At 41.4% G+C, this 17,613-nt stretch carries 14 protein-coding genes and 2 pseudogenes; 5 read left to right on the forward strand and 11 right to left on the reverse strand.

From position 1 onward, the window contains the following. Window positions 1-40: 40 nt before the first annotated feature. Complete coding sequence (locus tag BQ5903_RS10315; protein WP_010497473.1) at window positions 41-682, reverse strand: L,D-transpeptidase; 642 nt, start codon at window positions 680-682, stop codon at window positions 41-43. Between the two features lie 241 nt (window positions 683-923). Here BQ5903_RS10315 and BQ5903_RS10320 point away from each other — a divergent pair, with 241 nt between their 5' ends. After that, complete coding sequence (locus BQ5903_RS10320) at window positions 924-1,748, forward strand: hypothetical protein (protein ID WP_056988068.1); 825 nt, start codon at window positions 924-926, stop codon at window positions 1,746-1,748. A 212-nt stretch (window positions 1,749-1,960) separates the two neighbouring features. On the opposite strand, the gene BQ5903_RS10325 is transcribed toward BQ5903_RS10320, so the two are convergent. From BQ5903_RS10325 to BQ5903_RS10335, 3 genes are all read right to left on the reverse strand, one after another. After that, window positions 1,961-3,928, reverse strand: a complete 1,968-nt coding sequence (locus BQ5903_RS10325) for a PTS fructose transporter subunit IIABC (RefSeq protein ID WP_079579490.1) — start codon at window positions 3,926-3,928, stop codon at window positions 1,961-1,963. A 197-nt stretch (window positions 3,929-4,125) separates the two neighbouring features. Beyond that, a complete protein-coding gene (gene pfkB / locus BQ5903_RS10330) occupies window positions 4,126-5,043 on the reverse strand; it encodes a 1-phosphofructokinase (RefSeq protein WP_079579491.1) in 918 nt (305 codons plus the stop codon). Between the two features lie 5 nt (window positions 5,044-5,048). Continuing rightward, complete coding sequence (locus BQ5903_RS10335) at window positions 5,049-5,798, reverse strand: DeoR/GlpR family DNA-binding transcription regulator (protein WP_331200006.1); 750 nt, start codon at window positions 5,796-5,798, stop codon at window positions 5,049-5,051. A gap of 242 nt (window positions 5,799-6,040) precedes the next feature. Here BQ5903_RS10335 and hemH point away from each other — a divergent pair. Then, window positions 6,041-6,981 (forward strand): annotated as a pseudogene (gene hemH, locus BQ5903_RS10340) (ferrochelatase). Between the two features lie 302 nt (window positions 6,982-7,283). Here the strand turns inward: hemH and dld are convergent. From dld to BQ5903_RS10355, 3 genes are all read right to left on the reverse strand, one after another. Then, window positions 7,284-8,963 (reverse strand): D-lactate dehydrogenase, encoded by a 1,680-nt coding sequence (gene dld, locus BQ5903_RS10345; RefSeq protein WP_079579493.1) that lies wholly within the window; start codon window positions 8,961-8,963, stop codon window positions 7,284-7,286. A gap of 387 nt (window positions 8,964-9,350) precedes the next feature. Next, entirely contained in the window at window positions 9,351-9,557 is a 207-nt protein-coding gene (locus tag BQ5903_RS10350; RefSeq protein WP_010497492.1) for a CsbD family protein, read from the reverse strand. A gap of 369 nt (window positions 9,558-9,926) precedes the next feature. Beyond that, window positions 9,927-10,244, reverse strand: a complete 318-nt coding sequence (locus BQ5903_RS10355) for a hypothetical protein (protein WP_056988070.1) — start codon at window positions 10,242-10,244, stop codon at window positions 9,927-9,929. Window positions 10,245-10,470: 226 nt separating this feature from the next. On the opposite strand from BQ5903_RS10355, the gene BQ5903_RS10360 reads away from it, so the two are divergent. Beyond that, entirely contained in the window at window positions 10,471-10,869 is a 399-nt protein-coding gene (locus BQ5903_RS10360) for a DUF1694 domain-containing protein (RefSeq protein WP_010497496.1), read from the forward strand. Between the two features lie 155 nt (window positions 10,870-11,024). Here BQ5903_RS10360 and BQ5903_RS10365 read toward each other — a convergent pair whose 3' ends face one another. The 3 genes from BQ5903_RS10365 to BQ5903_RS10375 all read right to left on the reverse strand — a co-directional run bounded on the left by BQ5903_RS10365 (window position 11,025) and on the right by BQ5903_RS10375 (window position 12,966). After that, entirely contained in the window at window positions 11,025-11,471 is a 447-nt protein-coding gene (locus BQ5903_RS10365) for a hypothetical protein (RefSeq protein WP_079579494.1), read from the reverse strand. A 42-nt stretch (window positions 11,472-11,513) separates the two neighbouring features. Beyond that, window positions 11,514-11,639, reverse strand: coding sequence for a nuclease-related domain-containing protein (locus tag BQ5903_RS12600; RefSeq protein WP_158308969.1), 126 nt, complete (start codon window positions 11,637-11,639; stop codon window positions 11,514-11,516). A 178-nt stretch (window positions 11,640-11,817) separates the two neighbouring features. Next, on the reverse strand, window positions 11,818-12,966 hold the full coding sequence (locus tag BQ5903_RS10375) for a cation:proton antiporter (protein WP_029605378.1): 1,149 nt from the start codon (window positions 12,964-12,966) through the stop codon (window positions 11,818-11,820). 228 nt (window positions 12,967-13,194) lie between these two features. Here BQ5903_RS10375 and BQ5903_RS10380 point away from each other — a divergent pair, with 228 nt between their 5' ends. Beyond that, the gene (locus BQ5903_RS10380) at window positions 13,195-14,049 is read left to right on the forward strand and encodes a metallophosphoesterase family protein (protein ID WP_056988071.1); all 855 of its coding nucleotides are present in this window, start codon (window positions 13,195-13,197) and stop codon (window positions 14,047-14,049) included. Window positions 14,050-14,282: 233 nt separating this feature from the next. After that, a pseudogene (locus BQ5903_RS10385) lies at window positions 14,283-15,581 on the forward strand (ISL3 family transposase); the annotation flags it as partial. Window positions 15,582-15,659: 78 nt separating this feature from the next. Here the strand turns inward: BQ5903_RS10385 and ltrA are convergent. Beyond that, window positions 15,660-17,045, reverse strand: coding sequence for a group II intron reverse transcriptase/maturase (ltrA, locus tag BQ5903_RS10390; protein WP_079579635.1), 1,386 nt, complete (start codon window positions 17,043-17,045; stop codon window positions 15,660-15,662). Window positions 17,046-17,613: the final 568 nt, after the last annotated feature.

Raw genomic sequence — 17,613 nt, forward strand, 5'->3', positions numbered from 1 at the left:
TTCTGTCAGCAAATTATCTAGCTTAAACTTTTAAGTAATTTCAATCAATAACGACCTTCGTATCTGTCTGCAAGTTGTGGTACATCCACCTGGCATCAGGTACGGATAAACGAACACAGCCGTGCGAATTAGCTTTTCTACCTAATTCCTCGGCTTCTTTTTTAATAAATTTTCCCTTTTGATCCGTTGGCACCGAATGAAAGAGATAAACACCATGGCCCTTAAATGACACCCAATATTTTGCTCCCTCACCTGACTGACCATTATAGAAAAAGTCGCCCTTTTCAGGTTGAATATACCAAGTACCCTTTGGTGTTGCCTGTTCTCCGCCTGCACCAGTTGAAGCATACATCGTATAGATTTTTTTCGAACCGGACATCAAGAAAACACGCGATTTGCCAGTCGAAACATGGATCCAAAAATCGTCGATTTTAGCTAGCTCAGGATAGGCCACTGTTTCAGAAGACTTTTTCCAGTTGATCGGTCGGCGCATCACCGATTTTTTAGTTTTTTTTCTGTGTTTGACTTGTACCTGCCTACTGCCTTTTTTAAGCTGTTTAGTCTTTGTCTGTGTCAACTGGTTATGTGGTTCGATCTGGTCAGAGATCTTTCCGATTGCAAAAGTTACGCTCAAACATAAAACTAGGCCCGCAATGAATTTTGTTACTGCTTCTTTTTTCACTCTTTCTTACGCCCCCCTAAATTTCTCACTTGAATTTATTATAGCGAGCTACAATGGATCGTGCAAAATAATTGAGCCTAGCTGATCGTGATCGCCTAACTAAACCTAAACAATTTATTTAAGTATCATATTTTTAACTGATCTTAAAAAAATTGAGTATCTATTCACCCATAATAATTAATCTCACGAGTTTTTTACCGATATAATAGATTGAATGACTTAACATAAAGGAGTCTTTTGCTTGTTAAATAATTATTTACCCTTTACCGACAGCACTAAATATCAGGAATTGCAATTAGTTTCATATTGTTTACAAAACTCAGAAGAGTGGAGCTGCTTCAAGGATGTCACGACATCTCTAGCAATCACAAATTATAAATTAAAACAACTGATCAAAAATATAAACGCAACCGGCTTGATCACAATAGATATCCAAAACCGGCAAAAGAGCTTTATCAAGATCAGTGACACAGACCCCATTGATCTGCAAAAGATAACCACGCACGCTGCGCTTCACTCACTAAAATTTAAAATATTTCTTCATTTATTTATGAATGTGGCTTCCCGTACACAAGAGGATCTGCAAAAAAAAGAAGGTATCAGCGCGGCCACATATTTTCGCTCTAAGAATGCCTTGTTTCAGAGTTTAGGTGCAGAAAAAGTAACCATGATCTCCACCAGCGAAGCTGAAGTCCGTTTACTGATCACAAATGTCCTTTATATGTTCAAATATGACAAACTTTTTAATATAGCCGAAGTTTCAGGGACGATCCACACTTTAACGGATATCTTGACTTCACACTTAAATCTAACCAGTAAACAACAGGAAAAATTCTTTTATTTTTGTTGGGTCAATTACCTTCGCTATCGGATGGGCATGACCCTGTTAGCTACTGATAGAAAATACTTTTTAGCTAAAGATAACTTGCCGGAAGATCTTGCGTTCACAGAACAACTCGCCACCCTTTTACCTGAACTATCTAACTCAGACTTAGAAATCTTTCAAAGATTCTGCCTGTCTTTTCTTAACCCGCAGACTACACAACCAGAAAAAATATTATTATAAAAAATGGCTCTGGGAGCGAGCTTCCCATGTGTCATTTTTTTAAATAAACGATTTCAACACATAACTGGTCAGTACAAACTAAATTCATTTTCAACATAACCTTACAAGAGTGCCTCCCTCACCAAGTAATAACTAACATCTTTGAGTCAGTCAAGGACAAAAATACCTTCCACAAAAAATGCCACCCCAGTTGGAGTGACATTTTTTATTAATTATTTAGCAGCTTTAACTTCTTTTTTCCATAGACCAAGAATTACACCAGCAACGATCGAACCAACGATCACAGCTAAGAAGTAACCCCAAATATTTGTTGCAAGCGGTGCAACCCAGAAACCTCCGTGAGGTGCGGGAACGCCGACTTTCAAAGCACCAACAATGGCACCGGCAACTGCAGAACCTATTACACTTGAAGGAATAACGTGGCCTGGGTCAGCAGTAGCAAATGGAATGGCACCTTCTGTGATGAAGGAGAAGCCTAAGATCCAGTTCGTGACACCAGATTGACGTTCCTGCTTGGTGAACTTGTTCTTCCAGCCTAAAGTAGCAATAGCTGTGGCAAATGGCGGAACCATACCACCGACCATAACTGCAGCCATCAACATTGTAGCTTGATGGGAGTTCGGGTCGTTGGCGAACGCACCAGCGGCGAAAACATAAGCAGCTTTGTTGAAAGGACCGCCCATGTCGATCGCCATCATACCAGCCAACAGCAAGCACAAGATCACTGAGTTACCTGTCCCTAAGTGATTCAAGAAGTTTGTGATCCAAACGTTGATCGTCGAGAAGATCGGGTTGACGATAAAGAACATGATCAAAGCAATTACCAGTAAACCAACGATCGGATAGATCAACATTGACTTCATACCAGCAACAGATTGGGGCAGCTTAGCACAGCTCTTTTCCAACCACTTCATGAAGTAACCGGCAATAAAACCAGCTGCTAAACCACCTAAGAAACCACCAGCTGACTTGGCATCAGTCATGACGTTGGCCGTGTAGGCACCGCCGTAAGCACCCGTGTAAACAGTTGCCATGAACCCACCAGCAAAACCAGGCATCAAAGCAGGCTGATCAGCAATCGATTCGGCAATGTAAGCTGCCAAAACTGGGACCATGAAGGCAAAAGCCATGTTACCAGCGTTGTTCAAGAAGATGAAGGCCATCGACTTGTCACCGCCGGCATAGTTTTCAACGATAAAGGAAATGGCCATTAAGATCCCGCCACCGATAACAAACGGCAACATGTGGGAAACACCATTCATCAATTGACGGTAGATACCACTCCAACCAGAATCACCAGTATCGACAGAATCATCGGAACTTTCACTGCCTGAAGCATGGTAAGTTCCGGCTTCGTCGTTTAAGATCGAGTTGATCAAAGCTTCAGGGTCTTTGATGGCGGCAGTAACAGCTTTACTTGTTAGTTTTTTGCCATCAAAGCGTCCCATGGAAACTTTCTTATCAGCAGCGATAACAACACCTTCGGCCCGGTCGATCTCATCAGCACTTAATTTATGTTTAGTACCTTCAGAACCATTTGTTTCGACCTTGATTTTAACACCCAACTTTTCAGCAGCCTTTTTCAAATTATCTTCAGCCATGTAGGTATGCGCGATCCCGTTAGGACAAGCAGTTACGGCTACGATATAAGGCTTGTCGCTTGCAACAGCGGCTTTGTCTTGTTGTCTTTCGGCCTTTTCTTGTGCTTCATTTTCGGCCTGTTTCTTTCCAACAGCTTCGGAGAAAATTGCTTGCACCTTGTCAGGCGTATCAGCATCATTCAAAGAAGAAACGACTGCTGGATCCAACAACACTTGCGACAATGCAGCTAAAGCCTGCAAATGAGTGTTGTCGCCGCCTTCAGGCGCAGCAATCATAAAGAACAGATGAGCTGGTTGACCATCAAGCGAGTCGTAATCAACACCCTTAACACTGCGGGCAAACATTACGGCCGGTTTCTTAACAGCCGCATCGTGTGCGTGGGGGATCGCGATCCCATCGCCCATCCCAGTCGAGTTTTCTTCCTCACGAGCTAAAATATCTTTTTTGTATAATTCTTCGTCGTCGATAATACCTTTTTCATAATAGTGGTGTACCATTTCATCGATCACGCCGGCTTTAGTGTCAGCTTCCAGATCCATGATCATGATATCTTTCATCAATAATTCACGAATATCCATTGCTCTAAATTCCTTCCATCATTTGTAGGTCAAATCCAGTCAAACAAATTCACATCCCAGCAGCTTCGCTCATCTTACTATGTTGAACAAAACAACCAGCCTCATTATCTGACCAGTAAAGACCCGCTGATTGCTCCAAGAAAAACGTGGTGCTTTTTAGCCCCGCCTTGTCCTTGAAACTTATTTAACTTACTTATCTATTCTTCCCATTCCGTGATCTTGATCTGAGGTAAGATCTCCTCGATTTTTTCACGAGTTGCAAGATCTTCGGAGAAAGTTGTGGCTGAACCACAAGCTAAGCCATACTTAAAAGCTTCTTGCGGATCTTTACTACGAGCAAATGTACCTGTAAAGCCTGCGATCATTGAATCACCAGCACCGACTGAATTGATCACAGTTCCCCTAGGTGCCTTCGAACGATAGACTTTATCCTTAGTAACCATTAAACCGCCATCAGCAGCCATTGAAACTAAAACGTGCTGGGCTCCAAGCTCCAACAATTTACGTGCATATTTAACAATATCTGCAATGCTGTTTAATTCAACGCCAAACAAATCTGCCAACTCATGATTGTTTGGTTTAACAACGAGCGGCTGTTCCGGCAAAGTTTTTAGCAAACTTTCCCCGGTCGTATCGATCACAAACTGCGCACCCTTGGAACGAATAATCTTGATCAAATCTGAATAAAAATCAGTGCTTAAGCTTGGTACTAGGCTGCCGGCAAAAATCACCGTGTCAGCGGGTGTCAGTTGTTCGAACTGTTGGGAAAAGGCTGCAACTTCAGCAGCAGTGATCTGCGGTCCTTGACCGTTGATCTCTGTTTCGGTTTGTGCCTTGATTTTAACGTTGATCCGGGTGTCGGCCGCGATCCGCGTAAAATTGGTGCGTAAGCCAAGTTCTTGTAAGGAATCATCAACAAATTCACCGGTAAATCCTCCTAAAAATCCCAGCGCTGTATTATCAAGCCCGAGTTCTTTTAGGATCCGGGAAACATTGATCCCTTTTCCACCTGGCATTTTGTTGTCATAATCCATGCGATTGACTTCGCCCAGCGTTAATTCTTTAAGCTGAACAATATAATCAATTGCTGGATTGACAGTCACTGTATAAATCATGACATCTAGACCTCCAAAATATTAGTTTGCCTGCTGTATTTGTCGAAAACAACACGCGGTATATCAGTGGTAATCAGCGTAACTTGTTCGAGATCAGCAATCTTAACAAATGAAACGGCATCAAACTTAGAACCATCTGCCAAAACAAAAACTTCTTCTGCTTGACCTAAAGCGGCTTGTTTAACAGCTGCTTCTTCAGGGTCCGGTGTTGTTAAACCGTATTCATCATGCACACCGTTAGTTCCTAAGAAGACTTTGTTGAAACGATACCGCTGTAAGTCACGCACGGTTTTAGTCCCGATGATTGCTTTAGTCGTATTCTTGAGCATCCCGCCAACTAGCAGTGTCCGGATGCCTTGATCAGCTAACTGTGACGCATGGATCACACCATTCGTCACAACAGTTAAATGCTGTTCTGGTCTCAAATAACGAACAACAGCCAAAGTACTTGTCCCAGCGTCTAAGAAAATGACGTCTTCATCAGTGATCTTGTCAGCTGCCAACTGTGCGATCCGGTCTTTAGCAGACACATTTTGGGTCGACTTACCGGTCATATCCATTTCTCGTTGCAAGTCGTGTTTGGCCTTGGCACCGCCATGGATCCGAACTAATGAGCCTTGCTCTTCTAAGATCTGCAGGTCACGTCTGGCAGAAGAAGCAGAACATTTTGTCTGTTGGCAGATGTCCTTTAATTTGACCACTTTGCTGTCCGAAAGCATCTCCATGATCATTTGTTGTCTTTGCTCTGCAAGCACTTCCATTACCCCCCGCAAGTATATTACCAAATCACATCTAAAAAATCAATCACGTTCCGTCAAAAACTTTCAAATTATTCCAAATAATGCCTATTTTACTGAACCTTTGCGTAACTTTGGTTATTTTATCTCTAAAACGTTCAAAATCATCCAAATGTTAGCAGCCATTAAGCGAAGGTTCATTTAAAGTGAATTATATATTATAATCAACTGTAATCATTTTCACAAAGTAGAAAGCTTATATGGATAAAAAAGCCGTAGTTCTTATCAACTTGGGAACACCTGAAAAACCAACCACAAAAAGTGTGCGTGAATATCTGAACATCTTTTTGTCAGACCAACGCATCATTAAAATGAGTCCGTTTTGGTGGCAGCCTATCTTACATACAATGATCTTACCACACCGGCCACAGAAATCTGCCAAACTATACCAGCAGATCTGGCGTGAAGATGGCTCGCCTCTCCTGACCTATGCGAGAACACAACAGAATTACCTGCAAGAACGTTTGCCAGACTATCGAGTAGAGATCGCCATGTCTTACAGTCACCCTCGGATCAGTGAAACATTTTACAAACTGCGGACTGCCGGCTATCAAGATATCACGATCATCCCGTTGTACCCGCAATATTCAGGTACGACTGTGGGCTCAGTTTATGACGACGTTCAAAACTACTTCCGCAAAACTGACAAGATCGTGGACTTACGTTTTATCCACTCTTTTTACAAGGAAGACGACTACATCAACTACTATGCTGAAAAAATCAAGGAACAACTGCAAAAAACGCCAGTCAATGCCTTGCTTTTCTCCTATCATGGCGTGCCCGTCTCATATGTTGCAAACGGCGACCCTTACCCGCAAGAATGCCGCGAAACTACTGCAAAGATCATGGAAAAAGTTGGCAAGGTCAAATATTTTCAAACTTTCCAATCGAAATTCGGTCCAAGCGAATGGCTCAAACCCGCTACTGATTCCACACTCAAGGGGCTGCCTCACCGCGGCTATCGCAAGATCATGGTGATCGCGCCGGGGTTTGTGGCCGATTGTCTGGAAACTTTACATGAGTTAAAGGTCGAAATAAGGGCTACTTTATGACTCATGGCGGCGAAGAATTCATCTACCTGTCGCCATTTAACGACGATCCCAAGTTCGCCGACCTCTTGGCTAAATTAGTCAGAAAGTAAGATAATAAAAAGAACGAGAAAATTGCCGCTGTTAGCAATTGATCTCGTTCTTTTGATATGCACTACTTTAATTTTTATCAAACTGGAGATATTTTGTCCCAATCCCTTTTTAATAACTAGTGCTAATCAAGCACCAAATGTTTTTCTCGTGCTTTGAAATCATGACGAAAAATCTCAAAGATCCAAGCCCCTAATAAGTGAACTAAAACTTCAAGGCATTTATCCTTTTTGCATGGCATTAATGAGGATCTAGTACATGTTTTTTAGGTTATAAATTATAGCGGCTATTCAAAAGCTCGTGCTTAATATTCTCCCCAATACTTAGACATTGATTGTTTACCAACACCTGGGTTGAAACTGTTGGTTGGATCATTTTTCTTATAATGGTTGACTAAGGCCGGTGACGCTAAATATAAGTGCCCTACATTGTGTTCGGCCGGATAAACAGCGTGCCTTTCGTCCAAGATTTTCAACATTTCTTTTTTAAGCTTATGTGCATCGACACCTGGTTTTAAAATATAATCTTGGTGCATTACGTGGTCAAGTAAATGACCATAATAGATTTTATACTCTATTTTATCTTCGATTTCCTTAGGTAAATGTTCAAACCATTTATATTCATTACTTGCCAACGCAATGTCTAATGGCAAGATATCAATACTGTCCTGCTTCAATTCCTGATAACGAATAGCAACACCCGCCGTTACATAGCGGTGCGTTGCCGCCTTACTAGTCTCATTTACATCGGCTTCAAAATAGTCACCACTGGCCTTTGCGAAGTAAGACTTAAGGTACTCACGTGCTTCTTCAATACCATTGTCAGCCATCTTTAATTGCAGATAGTGATCATATTTTTCATAATAGTCATCTAACCTTTTAGGCATTTGATTAGGAAATAAATGACTTAATGTTTGTAGTAAGCGATCTGGAAAATAATTCTTGAAAAATGGAATAGGCTTCAAGAAGCGTTCTCCCCACGCTTTTAGCGCAAACAACTGTGGCAAGTGTCCTGTACCGATTTTTTCGATCACAATCAAAGAATCTTTACCATACTGCTTAGCTAATCTATAAGCATCTTTATGCATATATTCACCAGAAACAGGTAATTCTTTGAAAGTTGTCATGATATGGCGACGTATATCTTCCAACTCATCAGGGTTGTTGGTCCCAATGTAAAACATTTGTGTTTTCTTATCCATTGGAAATGTATCTAATCTAACAGCAAGCGCAGCAACGTGACCAGAAGAGCCAGATACTTCATACAATTCTTTAGGGTTGGCATTGTATCGAATGGGGTTATCTGAGTCAACATCACGCAAAACTTGTTCATGTTGGTACATTGAACCATGGCGTTTAGTAGCTGGAACTTGATTTACATCAAAATTACGATTTTGCAAATTAGTAATGATCTCTTCAGGTGTTTCACCCAAATCAATACCCAAATGATTAACTAAGTGCATTTCGTCATTTTCATCGATCCACACATATAATGACAGCTCTGTGTAAGCTGGACCTCTTCTGATCAAGGCGCCACCAGAATTGTTATTAATACCACCAATTACTGATGCCCCTAAATTAGATGAACCAATAACTGAATGTGGCTCCCGTTTGAGCGGCTTTAATTCATTTTCTAATTGAAACAGTGTCGTTCCAGGAAACGCAAGTGCCTGTTTCCCATTATTGATCAACTGTAGATCTTTGATTTTCGCTCCGCTTACAACAACTGCCGGTCGGTCATAACCGGGAGTTGGTGTAGATCCTTCTGTCAAGCTAGTGTTGGATGCCTGCATGATAATAATAATGTTGTTATCATGCAAAATATTCAGAACACGCCACATTTCCATTAAAGTGGTTGGAAATACTACTGCTAGTGCATCCCCCTTACCTGAACGATAACCCTTCCGGAAACGTAAAGATTTTGCTTTGTTGGTAATGACATTTTTTTTACCAACAACAGTGACTAGTTCATTAACTAAGTTCATATTAATTTCCCCTCCCCTATAACATTTTAATGACTGTACTATTGGATCATGATACTCCTTTTTTGTCATTTTGAGTAGTGAAAAAAACAAATAAAAGCACCTAGACTTTGCTCTTTAAACTGCATTTTTTGAACTAGCGAAATGTATTTCAAGGATTCAGTTTAAAGGTCACCAGAATAAAATTAGTATTAAAAAACGATCTTAGACCTGAATAATTCATGCTTTGGATCACAGGCAAACGGGATGATAACGGACAAAGAAAGAGAATTTGTTAAAAATATAAATTATTTAGAGAGTAGCTATTTTTATAAATATGGCTTGCGGAGTACTAATTTGTGCAAATAAAAAGACTAGCATTTGCTGGCTAGCCCTCATTATATTTCATGCTTATTCTTTGTCTTTATCTGCGCTCTTCTTCAAACCCTCAGCAGCACCTTTAGCGGCATCTTTGACGTCTTCTGCCTTATGTTTTGCTTTACTTGCAAGGCCTTCTGCTTTACCTTCAGCCTCTGTGCCTTTATCACCAGTGACCTTGCCTAATGTTTCTTTCCCTTTACTCTTTGCTTCATCCAATTTATCATCAAAGCTACTCATAGTAAACACTCCTTGAATTAGATTTGCTTATCTAAGCATTTTCATTATACCCAATGCTTTAAAACGGCTCCACTTTAATGCTCATTCATTTCCTTTTGGTCAAATTATAGATCGCAATGCACAATAAAATAAATAAACCGAGTTGAAATGTAATTTTGATAGAAAATGTCATGTTATTCCGCCCTTCTGCTCGTAATGTGGCGGCTGACAAACATTTGAACAACGAACACGTCAATTGAATTCAAGTTGCAAATCTGCTAAAGTTGATTGGGTTCTTGACTGTTCTCCCCTGAGCAGTCATTAACTTCTATCTTATTTTGAAAAGCCGAAGACAAACAAAGCCGCCAGTTTTTGTTGTCTTCGGTTTTTTTACATATAACGCGGGATCATTTTTCCATTCGACTGCCAGATCTCACCTGTAAAACCAGTGAAACGCAAGGTAAAATTAACTCTTCGATGCAACTCACGCACGATTTTTTCAAAGTAAACCCAGTCGTAATCTTTGATCACACGGATCGGGATCGAGCGAGTGTTCTCATTGCCCATTTTGTATAAAAAAAAGAAATTGAATGAGTGATCGAATTTGTCATTGACGATTTGAATCTGATAGCGCGCCCTAATATGAGGCTTAAAATAATGGTTGATCCGTTCTTCCATCACATCAACATGTTGGACTGCTGTTTTCATAATTACCACCTCACTCTTTATTATACGAACATATGTTTGCTTTTCAAGTGAATTTTTTGTGGAGCCCATTTGCAAGTGCTCCAAAAGCTTATGACAGCAGTATTTTTAGTCAGAATTTATTTTAGCAGTTTGTTCGAGCAAACGATTGGCAAGTAAAATGATTAAATTACTGAACAGTATATGTTATAGTTGAGTATAAGGAACGAGTTTAAAGGAGGATCACATAATGACTGATGGGGACTTAAACGATCGTTTATCGGAAAGCTTATATGGAACACCTAAGATCAAGCCGGACGAACAGCGTAAATATTTAGGTACCTTCCGAGAACGTGTCGCTCTAACATTGGACCAAGGCGAAGCGCAACAACCGCAATTTATCGACGTCTTGCATAAAGAATTGGATCAAAACCCGGAATATCAATTGCTGATCAATGGCAATGCATCACAAACAGCTGTCGACAAGTTAACAGATTTATCGAACATGATAAGCAACCCTTCCAAATTACTAGCTGGTAAGGCAGCTCCGAACGGGATGGATGCCTTAGCCGCCGTCGTTTGCACGAAGGACACAGCGTTGCATTTAGATGAAGTCGACGTGGCTAAAAGATTTCCACAGCAAGAATAAGTAAAAAGCGGCTCCTTGTCGCTTGCCATGGATAAACTTGGCAAGTGACGGGAGTCGCTTTTTACGTGTGGAGCAATATTTTTGGAAGGAGCAGTAATTAAAGAGTTGTAACACTTACTTTGCCAAACTTTGCGTCACATTCCCGTTTGTAACACTTACTTCGCCAGACTTTGCGTCACATTTCTACTTGTAACACTTACTTTGCCAGACTTTGCGTCACATTCTAACTTATGACTCTTACTTTCACCGACTTTGCTCCATTTCAAATGACCCGCACTTAAGACAACAAACACCTTGTTTGACATGACGCTGAGATCATGTTCAAGCCGATATGCTGGCACAAAATAGCGGCTCAAAGCTGCCTTCCAACATATATTATGTGAAACGTTTGTGGAAAGGTGCAACCGTGTCAGCCAAGCACAGGCTTCAGCAAAATTCATGATCTCAATACGCACAGGTGGATCGATCACATCAAGCTCAACATCACTGCCCACAAACACTAAAACACTTTTAACAGTCATTTGTACTAGCTGATCACTCAAACAGCGGGCAACTATGTCTTGTGCACGTGTGATCTGTTCAAAAATATTATGGGACAACACCTGCCTATCATAATACCAGCAGCCATCATGATATTGATAGTGTCAATCGTAATTTTTGACATCTACGATATACAAAGTATCACCACTGACAAGTAATTTGTCAATTTGACAGCGACTGCTTTGATAATCTAAATTCACATCATCTAACAATCTGTCGGTATTTTGCAAAATGTTAAGCGTTCACTCTCCTTGATAACCGGCAAGTGCGCTTTGCAACTCTTGTCGTTCTTTTCTGGTCATCTTGACCCGTTGTTCTAAGGTTTGCAAGTATTGCAATTCTAGTGCTTCCATATGCATTAGCTCACCTCCTACTAATAAATATGCAATTAGTAGGAAAATTGATTTTTTACAAACGTTTGATCTCGGCGCGTAAAATGAAAGGTGCACATAGGGTCGTGACGACAATTGCCCCGATCACTGCAGAATAATTGTCAGTCGATAACAAATGTGCGTTAAAACCCAACTGTGCGATGATCAAAGCCATTTCTCCGCGCGAGATCATGCCCGCACCGATCATTGAAGAACTGATAAAATTAAACTTAGCTAAACCAGCACCTAAACCTGCACCCAGCCATTTGGTCAGCGTGCCGACTACTGTCAGCGCCAAAAAAAGCCAGAAATTTTCAATCAGTCCAGTAAAGGTCATATTCAAACCCACACTGACGAAAAACACCGGAATGAAAACGGCATAACCGATCGGTTCGATCTTACGGTCAATTTTTTGCCGGTAGTTGGTTTGCCCAACAGCTAAACCGGCAAAGAATGCACCGATCGCACTGCTTAAGCCAACTTTTTCTGCCAAGTATGCAGCACCCAAACACAAGATCAACGCCATCACTGTCTCAGAAACCGGCACTAACCACTTATCGCCTAAACGCATCAAATTCGGAACAAGCCAGCGACCAGCAGCAAAAAGAACCATGAAAAAACCGACCTGCAACAGTAAACTCAACCACAACGGTAACTGGTCGTCCGTATTGATCTTGCTGCCGGCTAAACTGACCAAAACACTCAGCACAATGATCGACAACACGTCATCCACTACAGCTGCACCTAAAATCGTCGTTCCTTCTGGCGTGTCTAATTGACGCATATTTTTCAAGACCTCAACAGAGATCGATACCGAAGTGGCAGCGAAAATCACGCCCAAAAACATATTTTCCAAATGATTTAAACCAAAAAATTGTCCTACTAAATAGGCTCCGCCGAGCGGTAAGACCATCCCACAAACGGCCACCAGCAAAGATGGCGTTAAATATTTCTTGAGCAATGCCAGATCACTTTCTAAACCTCCAATAAACATCAAAATCACGACACCGATCTCAGAAAAGATCTCAACAAAATTTCCGGGATGAACCCAGTTAAGAACTGCCGGGCCAATGACTACCCCGATCAACAACTGCCCGATGACAGGTGGAAAATTCAACCGTGCGCTGAAGTGACCAGCCAGCGCCGTTGCAAATAAAATCAAACATAACGTACCAATTGCTTCCAAGTACATCTTTCCTTTCAAATTCATGCAACAAAAAAAGCCCGCCTCCAAGCCGCCCTAGCAACCCAAACTAGGACTCAATTCTTGAAAGCCGCGGCTCCAACCGATTTATTTCTCTTTACGTAATATCCTAGCATTAGTGTTTGCAACAAACAATATTTAATTACTTTACTTTTAGTGCCTTCTTAACTATGCTTAATTGGAAAGAAGTTATTACTGGAGGGTTTTATTATGCAACAACGAATTGCAGTGATCTCAGATAGCCACGGAAACTCCACCGCTTTGCAAGCCGTAGTTTCAGATGCGCAAAAGCTTGGTGCAAATGAGTTTTGGTCACTGGGCGACATGGTTCTGGGCGGCGCAACATCTGAAGAATGTCTGCAAATTTTAGACCAGATCAATTTGACTCAAGTTTTACTGGGCAACTGGGAGGATAACTTTAACAAAGAATTAACCCATCCCAACTATGACATTAGCGACCCATCGACGGTTTATTTCACAATGTTAGTCAAATTTGAAAGTGAACATTTGAGTAAAGAACACCAAGAAAAAATCAAGCATTTGCGCATGACTGGCAGAAAAAAAGTCGGCAAATTGATTTTTTCCTTAACGCATAATTTACCAAACTATAATTTTGGACATACACTTTATCCCGACCAAAACCAGGATAACTTCGATCAGCTGACCTTAGACCAAGAGATCGACATTGCAATTTTTGCACATATCCATAGCCCCTTGTGGCGTTACAGCCGCACGGGGCAAATCATTTTGAATCCTGGTTCTGTCGGTCGTCCATGGGATCCGCGCGGCAAGCTTTTGCAAAACCGAGCTGCCAGTTACTTGCTTTTAACCGTCTCAGAAAACGGACTCGATGATGTCAATTTCCGCAGAGTCGCTTATGACCCAGAGATCGAATTGCGAAAGGGCAAAAATAACGGCTTCCCCTATGTCGAGCTGGAACAAAAAATACTATTAACTGGAAATTCCTCCACACATAACAGGCCACTATTAAAGAAGATCAACGCTAAGCACCATTACAATGAGGAGGCAGCTGAATTCTTAACACAAATAAAAAAAATATACTGATCCGACATGCTCGTCTTTTTACGAAAGCATGTTTTTTTATGTGCGCAAAAAACCCCCAAGTCTGTTTCCGACCTGAGAGCTAAAGCATTTTGCTGTTTTTTTAGGTTCTATAATATTTGGTACTGATAGAAAAATCTTCTCTCAGTACCAATTTTGTTTTATGATAAAAAAATAGAGATGGAGACACACTTCATCTCAAAGAAATAATCCCTACACTGAAAGGAATGTCCTACATGAAGAATTGTACACTGGATCTATTGGGAATTAAAGACTCACACCTGGAATTTGATCCAAAATATAAGAATAAAGTGATAGCTGCAGGATTTTACCAGCATAAAAAAGTCCGCAAGATCCATTTGCGGCAATCTTATCCTTGTGCTTGCCCAGTTTGTGGTCAAAAAATGCGCTACAACGGTTTTAAAACCGTTGAGATGCTCGGTTTGCCTTCGGGTGGGATCACAAATGTTTTTTCGATCCGCAAACAAAAATATCTCTGCCCGGCTTCAGCTGCCTGCCCTAAAACTATTACAAAACTTGCGGAGATCAAGGACGTCAAGGCTAACGACCAAATCTCACAAGCCGTTAAATATCAGGCTATTTCTAAATTAGACCAGAATATCTCACAAAAAGATATTGCCGCTGATTTTGGGATCTCTGGAATGACAGTGATGCGCTTTGCGCAAGAGCTCTCAACTTACTTAAGGCCCAATCATCATTTCTTACCGCAAAATATCGCTTTTGACGACTTTAAAGCGGGCAACTTTTCTAGTAGCGGCATGAGTATCATTGTCATGGACATTGCGACACGCCGCACGTTAGATATCGTGCGTTCTCGGCATAATACATACTTACGAAGTTACTTTTTACAATATGACCGTCAAGCTCGCTGGGCAGTCCAAACGGTCACAGTTGATCTGTACTCGCCTTATCGATCCTTGATCCATGAGATCTTTCCGCAAGCGCTGATCATTGCCGACCGCTTCCATGTCGTAACCCAAGCTTATCGGGCCTTAAACTTAGTTCGGACACAAACCATGAAACAGGCGGGACAGGGTTCGCACAACGCACGTGCTTTGAAACATTATTGGAAATCGTTAACTAAAGACTCGACCAAACTTGATTTTAAAACCTATCGTAAAAGCAGAAACTTTCGTAATATGCAGTTATGTGAACAGGATATTGTGGAGCGTTTATTAAACATGTCCTCCGCTTTGCGACAAGCTTACGTTTATTATCAAACACTTTTACAAGCTGTCCATCAGCGAGATCCAAGGCTCTTAGAAAGTCTAACACGTTCAGCTGCAGGCATGCCTGAGCCCATCAAAAAAACTAATCGTACCTTGCGTAAACATCTACAAGAAATCAAGAACAGCTTTCAGACGACCTTTTCTAATGGACCCGTGGAAGGAACAAACAACAAGATCAAAGCCATTAAAAAGACTGCTTACGGTTTCCGGAACTTTGAAAACTTCCGTTTACGTCTTCTCATCGAATTAAAGAATAGTTATGTCAGTTTGAATTTTCATAGTCACAATCGGGTAGGAGATAGTTCACACTATCGACCTCCCACACCACCGTACGTACGGAACCGTATACGGCGGTTCAACAACTTAAGCTTTTGCTTGAATAGACTGGTACAGTTTGGACAGATTTATTAGCCCACGCTGTGCCAGTCTTTTATTAGTTATGGTCATCAACAGTGTTTTACTGTGCGCGTTGCGCCAGTATCCCTTACGAGTATTGACGTAGATTTTCGCCTGTTTGGGTGTCAAGCCTAGTTTAATCAATGCTTTATAACGGGTTCCGATATTCTTCCACTGTTTCCAGATATACTGGCGGATGCGCGAGCGCAACCATTTGTCTAGTTGTTGGAGAAAGGTTTTCATCTTCCCAATGGAATAATATTGGATCCAGCCCTGCATTTTCTGCTTAATTTCATGCAGAATCCTATCAAGGCTGACGCCTCGGCTTCTCTTGGTGATTCTTGTCAATTCCTGTTTAATTCTCTGTTTAGGTTTTTGATGAGGACGCGGGTAGGCGCTATTGCGTCCCACACCCAGAGAAAAACCTAGAAACTTCAGTCTTAGTGGAGAACCGACTTGCGTCTTTTCTGCATTCACTTCAACTTTGAGTTCCTTTTCTAAAAACTGGGTGATGCTTTTGAGAACCCGTTCACCCGCACGCTTACTTTTAACATAGATATTACAGTCATCCGCATAGCGTACAAATTTATGTCCTCTTTTGGTCAATTCTTTGTCCAGCTCGTTCAGATAAATATTTGCTAGTAATGGTGAAATATTGCCACCTTGCGGTGTACCTTTAGCGGACTTCTCGAAAAATCGACCATTCATAACACCACTCGTCAAGAACTTACGAATCAAATGCAAGACCCATGGCTCACTAATGTAATTTTCAACAAATTTAATTAGTAAATCATGGTTCACATTGTCAAAATAGGACTTTAAATCAAGGTCGACCACGTAGTGATAACCCTGATTATAATAAGCAACCACCTTTTTCACAGCACTTTGTGCACTGCGGTGTGGGCGAAAACCATAACTATTATCTGAGAATACTTTTTCAAAAATAGGAGACAGTTGCTGTTGTAACGCCTGTTGAACCACACGGTCAACGACCGTTGGGATTCCTAACTGACGTTTCGAACCATCTGGCTTAGGAATCTCAACTCGTTTGACAGGTTGGGGTTCATAGCTTTCGGTTCGCAAGGCCTCGATTAGTTTTACGTTATTCTCTTTCAAGTATGGGCCAAGTTCCTCAACGGACATGCCGTCAATTCCTCCAGCCCCTTTATTACGCTTGACATGGACAAAGGCCCGATTTAAATTATTCCGGTCTAAGACCTTCTCACGTAATAAGCCATTTTGAGTTCTCTTTTCACCAGAAACAACGCTACGCGCTCCTGTTTGCTCTGACCCTTCCAGGGTTACCCTCCGCAGGTAGTCAGCTTTATTTTCTGTTTTCTGCGATTGTCGTATTGTTTCCACCTCCAGGATGAATCAAAATTATTGTTGTTCAGCCCTTCACCATTACTGGCTACTATGGCCTCGGCTGACTTCTGTCATGGACAACTCAACATTACTATTGAGCCTGTTCCTGCCAGAAATAACTTCCAGCTTGAGAGAACTACCATGACAGACCTCCCCGGGTAAGAGCAGTAGCTTTCGCATCAAACCGTTGGCTTTACTGTGACGGTTTCGAGTGGTCAGGGACTTCGATTTGTTAAGCAATCTCATCCCACCGTTTCCAGCCTTTTAGCCACTTCTTGTTCATCGATTCGATGTTTCGTCTAGGACTTCCTTCAGATTCTACCTCACGATAGACACCCTTGTCTTCGACTCGTGATACCGGCCACTACGGCTCACAGCGGACTTACACCGCCTAGTTACTGCCCATGCCGGGCGCACTTAAAAAAGCTGCTCATTCCATTCAGGAACAAGCAGCTTGACCAAGTAGACCAATTGCTTATTATTTTTAATAATTCATTTCATCAGTACCACTTGATAAAGAACCTTTTTTTAACGTAATCAATAATTATAGGGAGGT

It is taken from the genome of Ligilactobacillus acidipiscis (assembly GCF_900116935.1).
Taxonomy (GTDB): domain Bacteria; phylum Bacillota; class Bacilli; order Lactobacillales; family Lactobacillaceae; genus Ligilactobacillus; species Ligilactobacillus acidipiscis.

What these genes read in the sequence shown, in the direction of transcription:
- BQ5903_RS10325 (WP_079579490.1), bottom strand. Translation starts at nt 3,928, where the DNA reads ATGGATATTCGTGAATTATTGATGAAAGATATCATGATCATGGATCTG.
- pfkB (WP_079579491.1), bottom strand. Translation starts at nt 5,043, where the DNA reads ATGATTTATACAGTGACTGTCAATCCAGCAATTGATTATATTGTTCAG.
- dld (WP_079579493.1), bottom strand. Translation starts at nt 8,963, where the DNA reads ATGAACTTAGTTAATGAACTAGTCACTGTTGTTGGTAAAAAAAATGTC.
- BQ5903_RS10350 (WP_010497492.1), bottom strand. Translation starts at nt 9,557, where the DNA reads ATGAGTAGCTTTGATGATAAATTGGATGAAGCAAAGAGTAAAGGGAAA.
- BQ5903_RS10355 (WP_056988070.1), bottom strand. Translation starts at nt 10,244, where the DNA reads ATGAAAACAGCAGTCCAACATGTTGATGTGATGGAAGAACGGATCAAC.
- BQ5903_RS10360 (WP_010497496.1), top strand. Translation starts at nt 10,471, where the DNA reads ATGACTGATGGGGACTTAAACGATCGTTTATCGGAAAGCTTATATGGA.
- BQ5903_RS10380 (WP_056988071.1), top strand. Translation starts at nt 13,195, where the DNA reads ATGCAACAACGAATTGCAGTGATCTCAGATAGCCACGGAAACTCCACC.